The organism is Pseudomonas sp. H3_D04 (genome assembly GCF_054669175.1).
In genome coordinates, this window is record NZ_CP162801.1 from 2039676 (window position 1) to 2053438 (window position 13763).

The 13763-nt window shown below is 57.1% G+C and carries 11 protein-coding genes; 5 read left to right on the top strand and 6 right to left on the bottom strand.

Annotated features, from left to right (window positions below; translation table 11 throughout):
* Positions 1-58 precede the first annotated feature (58 nt).
* A complete protein-coding gene (gene bkdR, locus AB4N91_RS09615; RefSeq protein WP_010455167.1) occupies positions 59-547 on the top strand; it encodes a Bkd operon transcriptional regulator BkdR in 489 nt (162 codons plus the stop codon).
* Positions 548-578: 31 nt separating this feature from the next.
* Here the strand turns inward: bkdR and AB4N91_RS09620 are convergent, their stop codons facing one another.
* The 4 genes from AB4N91_RS09620 to AB4N91_RS09635 form a co-directional block, all read right to left on the bottom strand.
* Positions 579-2222 (bottom strand): hypothetical protein, encoded by a 1644-nt coding sequence (locus tag AB4N91_RS09620; protein WP_010455165.1) that lies wholly within the window; start codon positions 2220-2222, stop codon positions 579-581.
* Entirely contained in the window at positions 2209-3309 is a 1101-nt protein-coding gene (locus AB4N91_RS09625) for a caspase family protein (RefSeq protein ID WP_010455163.1), read from the bottom strand. The genes AB4N91_RS09620 and AB4N91_RS09625 overlap by 14 nt, the downstream gene beginning before the upstream one ends.
* A 12-nt stretch (positions 3310-3321) precedes the next feature.
* A complete protein-coding gene (locus AB4N91_RS09630; RefSeq protein ID WP_010455161.1) occupies positions 3322-4863 on the bottom strand; it encodes an alpha/beta hydrolase in 1542 nt (513 codons plus the stop codon).
* A 161-nt stretch (positions 4864-5024) separates the two neighbouring features.
* Positions 5025-5888: an MBL fold metallo-hydrolase gene (locus AB4N91_RS09635; protein WP_460112363.1), complete on the bottom strand. Its 864-nt coding sequence runs from the start codon at positions 5886-5888 to the stop codon at positions 5025-5027.
* Positions 5889-6049: 161 nt separating this feature from the next.
* Here AB4N91_RS09635 and AB4N91_RS09640 point away from each other — a divergent pair, with 161 nt between their 5' ends.
* From AB4N91_RS09640 to nahK, 4 genes are all read left to right on the top strand, one after another.
* Entirely contained in the window at positions 6050-6856 is an 807-nt protein-coding gene (locus tag AB4N91_RS09640; RefSeq protein WP_077749301.1) for a sulfite exporter TauE/SafE family protein, read from the top strand.
* 175 nt (positions 6857-7031) lie between these two features.
* Positions 7032-8216, top strand: a complete 1185-nt coding sequence (locus AB4N91_RS09645) for a porin (RefSeq protein ID WP_010455156.1) — start codon at positions 7032-7034, stop codon at positions 8214-8216.
* Between the two features lie 275 nt (positions 8217-8491).
* Complete coding sequence (nosP, locus tag AB4N91_RS09650) at positions 8492-9655, top strand: nitric oxide-sensing protein NosP (protein WP_010455155.1); 1164 nt, start codon at positions 8492-8494, stop codon at positions 9653-9655.
* On the top strand, positions 9624-12221 hold the full coding sequence (gene nahK / locus AB4N91_RS09655) for a hybrid sensor histidine kinase/response regulator NahK/ErcS' (RefSeq protein WP_077749300.1): 2598 nt from the start codon (positions 9624-9626) through the stop codon (positions 12219-12221). The genes nosP and nahK overlap by 32 nt, the downstream gene beginning before the upstream one ends.
* A gap of 180 nt (positions 12222-12401) precedes the next feature.
* On the opposite strand, the gene AB4N91_RS09660 is transcribed toward nahK, so the two are convergent.
* Positions 12402-13067 (bottom strand): response regulator transcription factor, encoded by a 666-nt coding sequence (locus AB4N91_RS09660; RefSeq protein WP_010455152.1) that lies wholly within the window; start codon positions 13065-13067, stop codon positions 12402-12404.
* A 56-nt stretch (positions 13068-13123) separates the two neighbouring features.
* Positions 13124-13681, bottom strand: a complete 558-nt coding sequence (locus AB4N91_RS09665) for a PQQ-dependent catabolism-associated CXXCW motif protein (RefSeq protein WP_077749299.1) — start codon at positions 13679-13681, stop codon at positions 13124-13126.
* Positions 13682-13763 lie beyond the last annotated feature (82 nt).

The window sequence follows — 13763 nt, forward strand, 5'->3', positions numbered from 1 at the left end:
GGAGATCATTTGAGGATAAAAAACCTGCATAAACATAAAAAACAGGTGGTTTTGTCTCATGCGCAAACTGGACCGTACCGATATCGGCATTTTGAACAGCCTTCAGGAGAACGCCCGTATCACCAACGCCGACCTCGCACGCTCGGTGAACCTGTCGCCAACGCCGTGCTTCAACCGGGTCAAGGCGATGGAAGAATTAGGGCTGATTCGCGAGCAAGTGACGCTGCTGGACGCCGACTTGCTGGGTCTGCACGTGAACGTGTTTATTCATGTCAGCCTGGAGAAACAGGTGGAAGAGGCGTTGCATCATTTCGAGGAAGCGATTTCGGATCGCCCGGAAGTGATGGAATGCTACTTGATGGCAGGGGACCCGGACTATCTGATCCGGGTGCTGGTGCCGACCATTCAGTCGCTGGAACGCTTCATGATGGACTTCCTGACCAAAGTGCCTGGTGTGGCCAACATCCGTTCAAGCTTTGCGCTCAAGCAAGTGCGCTATAAAACCGCGTTGCCGTTGCCTGCGAATGGCCTGACTTTAGGGGGGTAGGAACCGACGAAAAGCAATTTCGGCTTGCTCATCAATTGTTTTTCTTCAATTCGACTTCGTATACCTCGAGCAGCTGGGGCAATTTTTTGTATCCTTGCTTAAGTAAACTGATGAGAATCCTCACCGCGCTGCTTGCAACATCCTGGGCAGGAACTTCAAAGCTGCGCACGATATCTGTGGCCACTTTGTCGTTACCTCTTCGTTTGGCGAAGAATTGAGTCTGAGCGGAGCAGAGTTTCATCAGCAAGGCTTGATCCAGTGGACTCTGAAGAGTTGGGTCTTGCTCAGCTTGATCCAGCAAACGTTGGATCCATTTGATTAAATGCTCATCTTGCAACATAGCTTTGATCAAAGGGGCAGCGTTGTCAGCCGCTGCCGCTGGAAGCTCTGGAATGGAATCCGAACTATCGATCCACCTCACCAGTTTGTTCACGTTCATCGTGAGTGTAGTATTCACCAGTGCGAGGAGGCGTTGACGCAGGCTGTTTATCGCGGCTTCGTTCGGGGTATGGAGCGTTTTGCCTAACCATACAAACCAAGTTGATGTTGGTTCAACGATGTAGGGGAAATCCATGACTTCACTGATGATCGTTGAGTTTCGATAGGCCAGTAAGAGCAGATCCCAGCTCCGTTGAAGTATGGGCGGAGCGCAAAGGGCAAGGTCAGCAGCCAGTGGTTCTTGGCGTAATTGTGCTAGTGCGATTTGCAAAGCAATCACATCGGGAAAGTCACGACCCAACGATACGATCAACCCATCGACGACTTTCTGAAGTTGTTGGATGCTTTCCGCTGATTCGGAATTCGCCGACAGCAGTAAAAGGTGAGCGCCAATCAGGTGCAACAGCGGATCTTGATAGTCGCCGTTGACCAGATCATCAACTAGCGCCTGGCTCTTGACTGATCGACCTCTGGCCAATGCTTTGCGAGCGACCTCAAGGAGGGTCAATTCTTTGGTATGCAATGCTTGCAGGTGCGTGACATAGGTAATGCTGGAGTGATTGAAGTCCAGCGGCAACATGGCTCCCCGAGAATCCCGGATAACCCGAAAGTAGACTTGAGGCGCCCAATTTTCAAGAACATGTAGAGGCATACAGCGTTCTGTCTGTGCTGCGGGCTGAACTAGAAGATAAGTCCCTACCGGCACGTTGATGTTAACCAGAAAAACCCCCGTAGTTCCTGGCAATGCGTCCACTTTTGAAAAATCACACTCCACTTCACCTTTGAAGGCCCGTAACCGAAACTGATTTAGAATCTCTGGCCCAGGTAGTTCCAGGGGGCCGGTGCGCTCTTGGCTTTCAGGTTGCGGGTCCCATAAAAATATCTGTATGGGCGGTGGTTGCCCTTCTACATAGGGTGAAGGCTCGCGCATCAGCGCCTCTTTTTCCGGCATTGAGGCTTCTGATCCCTGAAGGGGTAGAGCTGATTCAAATGTCAACGTGTTCAGCTCGAAGTCAGTCGTCGTATCGGATGCAACCTCAATGATTTGAGACTGCTCAAGATCGCCTATACGCTGTCTGACTTTATAAAAACCTGGTTCAACTGACGCAGTGAGTGTGCCGAGGCCGGATTCGACCTCTTCGAATCGACCATTAATAAGTCCGAGCTCATCAAAGCCGTTTTTTGTACGAATCTGGATATCGACCAAGCCGTCAGGCTTATCTTCAGAGGGGGACATCTCGTTCTCCTGTCACTTCAAATGGGGCTGAAGTGTATGCGCCAGTCGATGCTTGAATTTTGTAGAAGCCTGGTTTCAATCTAAGGGCGAATCGAAGGTCCTTCACGGATAAGGAACTGGCAATACTCCCGATCGGATTCTCGATACTCACCGTATCCTGCGCAAACACACACTGAGCAACGGGTGAGTTGAGGCTCCCCAGGTAAAAGGTGAGCACGGTGCCAGGAAGTGGAGGTGCGCTAAGTACAAAGTTTTGCAACAATCCCTTGTTGCCAGCTTTAAAAAATACGTCTTCACCTTCCGGGAGTACAAAGCGCGGAGTGTCCGCGGGAATGCCAGCACATATATCCCCCCAAATATTGTTGACGTAGTTTCTTAGAGACGTGCTCGAGAGACGACTACCCTCATCAGGTGTTGCATCAGTCAGCGCTTTGAGCAGGGCATGGGTCAGCAGGCTGCAGGTTTTGTCGCCGCGCTCCGCAATTTTGCGTTCTTGCGCCTTACCACCTTTGGCTGAGCCATAAATGGCCAGTACTCGAACATTGGCGGCGAGTTCAGCAACAAATTGATTCTTGCCTGGGCTTGCATAACGGAGCGCCGTTTCTGAGTCGCGACAGCAATCCATGATCAGGACGATTTCATCAAATAAAGCCAGGTCCCTGGCTTCCCAGGCAAAGGCTGTACCGTGAATGTTCAAGGGGCGCGAACGACTGGCACCTGCTACAAAAAGCGCTGCCCCTGTCGACATATCGTTTCTCTCGGAAAAGCCGTGCCCGGAAAAATAAAGATAGAGTCGTGCGCCTTCACGTCGAATGTACGCATCGTTTTCGTCAATGGTCAGCTTGTCATAGTGATTGAGAAATTGTTCGGCAGTGGGGGACCAAGATCTGGCGTCATTTTTGGGTTGTTGATCCAGCGCAGGCGATGTCAGGAACTTGATATTTTCTGCTGGAACGGCACCCCCGTCTTTGTCGAGGAGCCATTGACGGAACAATTCGACATCGTTCGAGGGGCCTTCCAACGTTTGAAAGTCCGGAGATGAATAATTGGAAATTCCCAGCAGAATCGCATGATCCATGTCAGCCATGGCGATAGGTCCTCACTGAGTAACCAGATTCTGAATGCTGAGAAGCGTATCCGAATCTTGATCATCGAAATCGCCGTGATGGCTGGCATTGGTGTTCAAGCCAGGCCCTCTGGATGAAGGTGACCAAGCGATACGGGAAGGGTCCGCAGCGAGAAATGCCGTAACTATCTTGACGGCTGGGTCCGTGCCGAATACCGCCGTATGATTGAGAAAGCGCTCCATCCCCACTAACGGCATATCAACAACGCTTTGCCACCCACCCGTTGCGGGTACCTGCCCCTCAAGCAAACCCGAAACAAAATAAAGTAAACTTCGGTTGTAGATAATGCTGAGCATCTGGTCTGCAGACTCACGCTCATCGTTCATTGCGAACATACGGAACGATTTCAACAGAGAGCCTTGATGCGCGGTTACTGTTTTGGCAAAACGGTCGTAGGTTACTGCAGGTGCAAGGAACACCACGTTGATCTTCGTTTTTAAATCTGCCGCGGCCACCGCATCCAGAAAATTGCACACGTAAATTGCACCGGTACTGTGGCCTACCAGTGTGATTTTCGAAAAGGTCTTCCCGCTATCCTCTAGTTGTTTTAGATATTTGACGACTGCGGTTGCACAGCAGCCGGGCAATGTGCCGAAGCTGTCTTCGGTATCTTTTTTCATTTGATTCCAGATGCCGGCCCCCAAGAGATTTCCATACGCTGCATGTAAAACCTCTTCTACAACCGTGCAATACGGGCCGTGGTCGCGACCGTTGTGATAACGCTTGATGACTGCGATGACCAACTTTGCAACGAAACGGGCGACGGCAATCCAGCTCAAAAGACCCTTAGTCTGGGTGCCAGGCAGTCTGGAGCCAAATAGCTCGTTCTGCGACGTCTCGCTGAGCAATAAAACGTTGGCCTTTTTATGAGTTCCGGCTGACTTGGTAGCAAACTCCGTAGGCGTGAGAGTCGCGTTATAAGCTTCTGCCATGGCTTTTCTAAAGCCAGGATCATCATTAAGGCCTATCTCGATATCGTAGGCCAGTTGATCGACGGATAGATTCGAAAGCCCTTTGGTTTTGACTTGGCTGGATTGAATGTCTGTTTCTGAAACGGGGGGAGTATCCCGGCGCTGGTCAAACCAGTTATCAAACTCGCTGCGCAGTTGGTAAACGTTGATAAGCTTGTCGCCGCCCCCTTTAAGAGCGATGTTTGACGTGGGGCTGGACTTCTTAATGACCCATTCAGTGACTTTTTTCACCAGCTCTCTAAACGCCGGATCCTGTGCCAGTTCAGCTCGGTTGTTAATCAGCGTTTCCTTTAGCCCCGACTCCCAAACGAAAAATACGGGGTAAGTTTTAGCGCTGATGTATTCGGGGATCAGTTTGGTTGCAACTGACAACGCACTGGTTTTGTCGACCAATCCACCGTGGAACTGCAGTAACAATCCGTTTTCGCTGTCGGTGTCGTGTGCAAGATTCAGAATTCTCGCCACATCTCCTATTTCACTGTCGGTATTAGTGTTGAACAACCCGTTTTGACTATGCCAGACGTGGTTACCGATTACGCTCATTTTTGGATCCCTCCGCGACGTCAAAAGAGCATAGTTCGACCCGCGAAGGCGTGTTTGTTAAATCATAAAAATAGTGGCAAATGGCCTCGAAAGTCATTTTCCTTGTTTAATTCGGACACATTTGACAAATAAATGAGAAAAACATCGGGAAAAACTTCTCTTCAAAGCTTATTGATCGGAATTTTTAGATATACGGAGCCATTGTCCTCCGCCGGCGGCAGATTCCCCGCCCGCACATTCACCTGAATCGCCGGCAGCAACAGCGTTGGCATGCCCAGCCCGGCATCACGCTGGGTGCGCATGGCGACGAACGCCGCTTCGTCGATGCCGTCATGGACGTGGATATTGCTTTTGCGTTGCTCGCCGACCGTGGTCATGCAGCGGGATACGCGGCCTTCGGGTGGGTAGTCGTGGCAGACGTAGAGCCGGACGCTGGCGGGGAAGGCCAACAGTTTTTGGATCGAGGCGAACATCTGGTGGGCATTGCCGCCGGGGAAGTCGCAACGGGCCGTGCCCACGTCTGGCATGAACAAAGTATCGCCTACCAGAATCACGTCACCGTCGATCAAATAGGCCATGTCCGCCGGGGTGTGGCCGGGCACATGCAGAGCCGTGGCCTTGAGGTGGCCGATCATGAATGATTCGTCCGGGGCGAACAGGTGGTCGAATTGCGAACCGTCACTGCGAAATGCCGGCTCAAGGTTGAACAGGGCCTTGAACACGCCCTGGACCTTGCTGATCGACTGGCCGATGGTGATTTTGCCGCCCAGCTCGCGACGCAGATACGGTGCGGCAGACAGGTGATCGGCATGGGCGTGGGTTTCCAGCAGCCATTGCACTTGCAACTGATGCTTGCGAACGAAGGCGATGATTTTGTTCGCCTGGGTGGTGGCGGTGCGACCGGCGGCGGGGTCGTAGTCGAGGACCGGGTCGACGATGGCGCATTGACTGCCAGCACCTTCATGAATCACGTAGCTGTAGGTCGAGGAGGCAGGGTCTAAAAAAGCTTCAATCAAGGCAGGCATGGTGGCCGTTTCTTTCAGGACGAGCCAAGAGGGTAGTGTCATTTTCCCTGCGCTGACCAGCCCCGCGTTAAATGCTGAAGGAAAAAATTCGCACGGGCTCTATCCTGTCAGACATCGATACCGGGCGTTCCCGGCTTTTTCCCACGGATTACGAGCGTTTTATGCTGTTGGCAGGTTTTTTTGGCGTGGTGATGGGCCTCGTCCTGGGATTGACCGGGGCAGGGGGCGGCATTCTTGCGGTGCCGGCCTTGGTGCTGGGGCTGGGATTGACCATGACCCAGGCTGCGCCGGTGGCGTTGTTTGCGGTGGGCAGCGCGGCAGCGGTCGGGGCTATTGATGGTTTGCGCCATGGCCTGGTGCGCTATCGCGCGGCGTTGCTGATCGCACTGCTGGGGGCGATTTTTTCGCCGGTCGGCATCTACTTCGCCCATCAGTTGCCGGAAAAAATCCTGATGATCCTGTTCAGTCTGCTGATGGTCATGGTGGCCTGGCGGATGTTGCGTCGCGAGCGCCAGGAAGAAGGACCGAGCGACCACGGCCACGCCAACTGGGGTCAGAAGAACTGCATGCTTGATCAGCAGACCGGGCGTTTTTCCTGGACCGCCAAATGCACCGCGACCCTCGCGGCATTGGGCGCGGTGACCGGCGTTGTTTCCGGGTTGCTCGGGGTCGGTGGCGGCTTCTTGATTGTCCCGGCCTTCAAGCAACTGACCGATGTGCAGATGCGCGGCATCGTCGCCACCTCCTTGATGGTGATCAGCCTGATTTCCGCCATCGGTGTGATCGGGGCGTTTCATGCCGGGGTCAGGATTGATGCCCTGGGCGCAACGTTCATTGTTGCCAGCGTAGTCGGCATGATCGTCGGCCGACAACTGAGCGCGCGCGTCCCGGCCCGGGCCCTGCAAATCGGTTTTGCCAGCGTGTGTGTCGTGGTCGCCGCCTACATGCTGTTCAGAGCGGCGACCTAGCCGGTCTTACACCTAAAGTTCCGGGCCGTGCCTGAGCCCGGTCTTACACCGAATTTGCCGCTCACGCCCGGCCACTCCAAAGCACTTCAAAACCGCCCCCAAGGCAGCGTATGCCGCCGCCCGTCCCCTTTCGATAATCGCCTCCGACATCCAGTCCCCCGCTGCGGAGCGCGTCATGCACAACAATAAGAACTTCAAGCATCGTTACTTGCCTGCTTTCATTGCCAGCCTCTCGACCCTCGGTTTGAGCACGATGGCCGAGGCCGAGATCGTGCTGTACGACAAGGACCAGACCACGTTCTCAACCGACGGCTACATCAACGCCTTCTACGTGAACAGCGATGTGGACCGTGCCGGCGACCAGTACGACCGGAAACAGGCGCGGGTAAAAATGGGCTATCTGCCCAATTACCTGGGTTTCAACATGGGCAAACAGGTCGATGACCTGAAGCTCGGTGCGCGGGCCTCGTTCTGGGTGACCATCAACGACAGCCAGACCAATGGCACCGACACCGCCATCGACGTGCGGCAGTTCTACGGCACCGTGGCCAATCCGGAATGGGGCGAAGTGTTGATCGGCAAGGACTTCGGCCTGTTCGCCCGCTCCAACATTCTGCTCGATGAAATGCTCGCCGGTTACGGCCAGGTCAGCGATACCCTGGGGTTGGTGGACGGTGGCGGCGTGTCGTTCGGCAATATCGGTACGGGTTACCCGTACCCGTTCCCGACCTCGCAGATCACCTATCGCACCCCGGTGATGGAGGGTTTGCGGGTGGCCGTGGGAATTCTCGACCCGGTGGACACCAACGACAGCAGCCCGTTGGGCAAGGCGTATCAGGAGAATCCGCGTACCGAGAGCGAGGTCACCTATCAGTTCGACGTCGGCGGCGCGAAGATTTACAGCTGGGTCAACGGCAGCTACCAGACCTCGGACAATACCGACTCCACCGTTGAATCGGTCACCTCCAAAGGCGTCGGCTACGGTGTGCAGGCGAAGATGGGCGGGTTGTCGCTGACCGGCTCCGGTTTCCAGGCCAAAGGGATTAACCCGTTCTTCACCAACAACGCCGGCGAACCGACCCTGCGCAACGTCGACAGCGACGGCTACTTGCTGCAAGGCTCGTACAAACTGGGCAAAAACCGCCTGGCCTTGTCTTATGGCAAGACTAATGACGACGGCAATGGTGTGGTCGGCAGCGGCGCGGACTATGAAACCCGCGGCATTGCGTTGTTCCATGACGTCAACGACAACCTCAAACTCGTGGCCGAGTACAACCAGTTCGAAATCAACGGCCACGACACCAGCGCCCAGAACGAAGACACCGATACCTTCGCGGTGGGGGCGGTGTTGAACTGGTAACAAGCTGATCTGTGAACCCTACCCCTGTGGCGAGGGAGCTTGCTCCCGCTGGAGCGCGTAGCGGTCCCTATTCTGGTCGCGCATCGGCCGGTTGGGGGACTGCTGCGCAGTCCAGCGGGAGCAAGCTTCCTCGCCACAAAAGCTTCAGCCATCAAGCCGCCAACCCGCCGACTCTCATCCCATCGAAGCGGCTACCCGCTACCCAAGTAGCATTCGTCGCAGCCCGCAGGCTTCGTACACTCGTGTCTCATACACGCGCACCTGCGGGGGTGGTCATGCAGCAGGTCCAGAGTGAAGGGGTGGTCAGCGGCATGTCCCAGGCCACCGATGCCCAACAAGTGGCTCAGGAGCTCGCGCGGCAGTTATTGCACCCGCATCTGGGCTTCGTGTTGTTCTTCTGCTCCGCCGAGTACGACTTGCAGGCGCTGGGCCAGGCCTTGCATCTGAGCTTCGGCGGCATTCGCCTGGTCGGCTGCACCAGCGCCGGGGAGATCACGCCCTTGGGCTACGGCCGCAATTGCGTGACGGCGGTGGGGTTCGACCATCGGCATTTTTCCATCGACGCCGAACTGATCAGCGAGATGGAGCGCTTCAGCCTGATCGACGCCCAGCAAATGGTCGAGCGCCTGGCCAGCGGCTGTCGCAGCAACACCCTGGCGCCGATCAAGGGCAACAGCTTTGCCCTGACCTTGCTCGATGGTCTGTCCAGCCGCGAAGAAATGGTCCTCGCTGCGTTGAGCGCGGCGTTGGGCGACATCCCGCATTTCGGCGGTTCGGCCGGCGATGACAACTACCTGACCCACACCCACGTCTATTTCGGCGGCGAGTTTCACAGCGGCGCGGCGGTGGTGGTGCTGGTCAACACCTGGCTGGATTTCGAGGTGTTCACCACGCACCACATCTTGCCGAGGGCGGAGAAACTGGTGGTCACCGGAGCCGACAGCGCCTCGCGCCGGGTCTTTGAACTGAATGCCGAGCCGGCTGCCGAGGAGTACGCCCGACACATCGGCGTGCCGGTGGCCGAACTCGATCACCGGGTCTTCGCCGCACACCCCTTGGCGGTGCGGATCAACGATCAGTATTACGTGCGGGCGATCCAGCAGGTTCATCCAGACCTGAGCCTGAGTTTTTACTGCGCCGTGGAAAACGGCATCGTCCTCACCGTCATGACCCCCGGCCCGATGCTGCCGAATCTGCAAACCTTGTTCGAAGGCTTGCAGGAGCGCCTCGGCGATCTGTTACTGACCATCGGCTGCGACTGTTTTCTCAGGCGTCTGGAGCTGGAAGACGGCGGCAGCCTGGAGCAGATCGGAACGTTTTTGCGCGACCAACGGGTGATGGGTTTCAACACCTACGGAGAACAGTTCAATGGCATGCACATCAACCAGACCTTCACCGGGGTTGCCATTGCCCGAGGCCGGTCCCCTGGACATCGTTGAGCTGCAGGCGCAGCTCGCCAGCCTGCGCCACGACAACCATAAACTGCAGCGCATCAACGGCGCGCTGATCGAGCGGATCGAATCCGGTGTCACGCGCGGCAATGATCCCTACGCGGCGTTCCAGCATTCGGTGGTGCTGGCCGAGCAGGTGCGTGAGCGCACCGACGCCTTGAACCAGGCCATGGCCGAGCTCAAGTCGGGCAATCACTTGCTCAGCGAAGCGCGCCTGCGGGCGGAAACCGCGCATCAGCATCTGATCGATGCCATCGAGAGCATTTCCGATGCCTTTGTGCTGTTCGATGCCGAGCAGCGCATCGTTTTGTTCAACAGCCGTTTCAAGGCGTTCTGGGACAACAGCCGGGTGCGGATCAACGCCGGCATGCGTCTGGTCGAGGTGAAACGGCTGATGTCTGCCACCGGGTTGTTCACCGAAGAACCCCGTGGGCATGCCGACGAAAACCTGATCTATCGCTTGCAGGACGGCCGCTGGCTGCAAGTCAGCGAACGGCCCACGCAGGAAGGTGGGCGGGTGATCCTGTTCACCGACATTACTGACGTCAAACTCAGCGAAACCGTGCGCCGCGAGCAAGCCGTGGCGCAGAAATCGCACTTGCTGCAACGGGCGGTCGACAACCTGTCCCAAGGCGTGGCCATGGTCAATGCCGAAGGCATCCTGGAACTGTGGAACCGGCGCTTCCTCGAACTGAGCGGGCTCGCCCCGGTGGCGGCCCATCGGCCGTTTGCCGAAGTGATCGGCGACAGCGAGTTGACCCTGCTGACCCCGGCCAGTCGCGATGCCAACGGGCGGCACGTGCAGGAATGCGAGCAACGTCTTTACGATGGCCGGGTGCTGGAAATCCGCACGCATCCGTTGCCCACCGGTGGCTTCGTCAACACCTTCACCGACATCACCGAACGTTACCAGCACGCCGAAGCCCTCAGCGAAAGCGAGCGCTGGATTCGCCTGATCACCGACCATGTCCCCGCGTTGATCGCCTACCTCAATGCCGATCTGGTCTACGAATTCACCAACAAGGTCTACGAAGAATGGTACTGCTGGCCTCGCGGCGTGATGCTCGGGCAGAGCCTGCGCGAAGTTCACAGCGCGCAGCATTACCAGCGCCTCGAGGCCTACGTGGCCAGGGCCTTGGCCGGTGAGAGCGTGACGTTCGAATTTGCCGAAACCAACATCAACAATCAGGAGCGCTACATGCTGCGCTCCTACGTGCCCAATCGCCTGGCCACCGGGGAAGTGGTGGGGATCTTCGTGTTGATCCGTGACATCACCGAGCGCCGCCGCACGGCCGAGGCGCTGCACCAGGCTTATCAGAATCTTGAGTTGCGGGTACGCGAACGGACCACCGAACTGACCACCCTCAATGACCAATTGCTGCGTGAAATCGACGAGCGCCGGCGCGTTGAATCGCGTTTGCGCGAGGCCAAACTTGAGGCGGAGCAGGCCAACCTGTCGAAAACCAAGTTTCTCGCCGCCGTGAGTCACGACCTGCTGCAACCGCTCAACGCGGCTCGGCTATTCACCAGCGCTTTGCTGGAACGTCGCGAGCCGGTGGCCAATGCGATTTTGGTGCGCAATGTCAGCAATTCGCTGGAGGACGTGGAAAACCTGCTAGGCACGCTGGTGGATATTTCCAAACTGGATGCCGGGGTGATCAAAGCCGACATCGCGCCGTTCGCCCTGAGCGAGCTGCTGGAAAACCTCGCGGCCGAGTACACACAGGTGGCCCGCAATGAAGGGCTGGAGCTGCATTTCATCCCGTGTTCGGCGCTGGTGCGTAGCGACATTCAGTTGCTGGCGCGGATCCTGCGCAATCTGCTGAGCAACGCCATTCGTTATACCTACAGCGGTCGGGTGGTGCTCGGATGTCGGCGTCATCATCAGCGGTTGACGATCGAGGTGTGGGACAGCGGGATGGGCATTGCCGAAAATCGACTGGAAGAGATTTTCCAGGAGTTCAAACGGGGCGATGTGCAGCGTCCGGATCAGGACCGCGGGTTGGGGCTGGGGCTGGCCATCGTCGAGAAGATTGCCGGGATTCTCGGTCATCGCGTTCACGTGCGTTCGTGGCCGGGCAAGGGCTCGATGTTTTCCGTCGAGGTGCCGTTGAGCGCCACGGCTCCGAAGGCTCAGCCAGCGTTGTTGATGAGTGAGCCGATGCTCGAGCGTCTGCGCGGAGCGCGGGTGTGGGTGCTGGATAATGACGCGGCGATTTGCGCTGGCATGCGCACGTTGCTGGAAGGGTGGGGGTGTCGGGTGGTCACGGCACTGTCGGAGCAGGACCTGGCGCGGCAGGTGGACAACTACCACGAAGAAGCCGACTTGCTGATTGCCGACTATCACCTCGATGACGAGCAGAACGGCGTCGATGCCGTGGCCCGGATCAACGCCCGGCGCGGTTCAGCGATCCCGGCGATGATGATTACCGCCAACTACAGCAATGAGCTCAAGCAGCAGATTCGCGAGTTGGGGCATACGTTGATGCATAAGCCTGTACGGCCGATGAAGCTGAAAACGGCGATGAGTCATTTGCTTGGCCCATCCCGTTAGCCGCGTCGGGCATCAGACCTGTGGTGACTAGGCTTTCTGTGGCGAGGGAGCTTGCTCCCGTCCGGCTGCGAAGCAGTCGTAAATCAGGCGACTCGGTTTACCTGGAAGTTTGAAGGGGGCCGCTTCGCGACCCAACGGGAGCAAGCTCCCTCGCCACAGGGATCTGGGAATGCCCAACATTCAACGCCGCAGATAAGACCCGAAATCAATATCCCCGGCACTCAGAATCGCTTGCACCCGGTTGTGCACGTTGAGTTTGCGCAAGATCGCCGAGACATGCGCCTTGACTGTGGTTTCGGCGATTTCCAGGGTGTAGGCGATCTGCTTGTTCGATTCACCCTTGGTCATGCGTTCCAGCACCAGCAACTGCTTGCGGGTCAGCGCCTGGAGCAGTTCGGGCGGGAAGCTCGGGTTGTCATTCATGCGCCGATGGGTGCCTGACTTTTGTGTGCGAATGATGTCCGGCGGCAAGTACACATTGCCATTGAGAATCTGCTGGATGGCCTCGGTCATCTGCACCCGGGGCGAGGATTTGGTGATGAAACCCACTGCGCCATAGGTGATGGCTTGCAGCACGATCTGCTTGTCCTGCTCGGCTGAAACGATCACCACCGGAATGGTCGGCGCCTCGTTGCGCAGGTTGATCAGGCCATTGAGGCCGTGCATGCCCGGCATGTTCAGGTCGAGCAGGATCAGGTCCAGGTCGTCGTGCTCCTGAGTCAGCAGCAGGGCACTGTCGAGGTCGGCGGTTTCCATCACCTCGCTGCCCGGAAAACCATCGCTGATGACGTTATGAATGGCTTCGCGAAACAGCGGGTGATCGTCGGCAATCAGAATTTTGTACATAGCCTTTCACCTCATTATTTTCATTATGGTGTGGCAACAACACGCACGCGTAAAGGTCAGGGGAAGGGCTCGGGCCGGGCCGGTTCAACGGGCAGGTTGGCGGCTTGCCAGGCGTCCAGGCCGTCGCGGTACCAATACAGTGTCTTATAGCCCATGGCCGCGGCGCGTTTTACCGCATTCCAGCTCAGCCAGCAGTCGGAGCGGCAGTAGAAGACCAGCGGTTGCGCCAAGTCTCCTGCGGTCAATGCGTTCAGGTTACGCGCAAAATAGCCCTGCCAGTCAGCTGTCAGGTCGCCGTCGCCGGTATTGGCCAGCCAATGGCTGCCGGGCAGGTTCTCGTGGGGCTGGTCTTCGATGAATCGTCCTTGCAGCCATTGGCGGCGATAGACGTCGATCAGCACCGGACGCGGTGTCTGGGTGAGCAGGGTTTGCAGGGCGGCGGTGTCGACGATGGCCGCGCCTTGAAGCTGATTCGGGGTCGGGCTGCGATAGAGGTTGATGCGATAGCCGTCGGCGGAGAACAGCGGTGTATCGGCGTGCGCGGCGCCCAGCAGCAGGCTCAGCGACAGCGCAGCAAGGGAAGGGCGCAACAGACGACGTTGGGCACGCGGCATGGGGGTTCAATCCTTATAGTTATGAACCCATTACATGCCAGTCTCGGGGCGTTGGGAATGCGACGATAGACAGGAAAACCAG

Excerpts from the sequence above, each read along its gene's own strand:
- bkdR (WP_010455167.1), top strand. The coding sequence starts at position 59 with ATGCGCAAACTGGACCGTACCGATATCGGCATTTTGAACAGCCTTCAG.
- AB4N91_RS09620 (WP_010455165.1), bottom strand. The coding sequence starts at position 2,222 with ATGTCCCCCTCTGAAGATAAGCCTGACGGCTTGGTCGATATCCAGATT.
- AB4N91_RS09625 (WP_010455163.1), bottom strand. The coding sequence starts at position 3,309 with ATGGCTGACATGGATCATGCGATTCTGCTGGGAATTTCCAATTATTCA.
- AB4N91_RS09630 (WP_010455161.1), bottom strand. The coding sequence starts at position 4,863 with ATGAGCGTAATCGGTAACCACGTCTGGCATAGTCAAAACGGGTTGTTC.
- AB4N91_RS09635 (WP_460112363.1), bottom strand. The coding sequence starts at position 5,888 with ATGCCTGCCTTGATTGAAGCTTTTTTAGACCCTGCCTCCTCGACCTAC.
- AB4N91_RS09640 (WP_077749301.1), top strand. The coding sequence starts at position 6,050 with ATGCTGTTGGCAGGTTTTTTTGGCGTGGTGATGGGCCTCGTCCTGGGA.
- AB4N91_RS09645 (WP_010455156.1), top strand. The coding sequence starts at position 7,032 with ATGCACAACAATAAGAACTTCAAGCATCGTTACTTGCCTGCTTTCATT.
- nosP (WP_010455155.1), top strand. The coding sequence starts at position 8,492 with ATGCAGCAGGTCCAGAGTGAAGGGGTGGTCAGCGGCATGTCCCAGGCC.
- AB4N91_RS09660 (WP_010455152.1), bottom strand. The coding sequence starts at position 13,067 with ATGTACAAAATTCTGATTGCCGACGATCACCCGCTGTTTCGCGAAGCC.
- AB4N91_RS09665 (WP_077749299.1), bottom strand. The coding sequence starts at position 13,681 with ATGCCGCGTGCCCAACGTCGTCTGTTGCGCCCTTCCCTTGCTGCGCTG.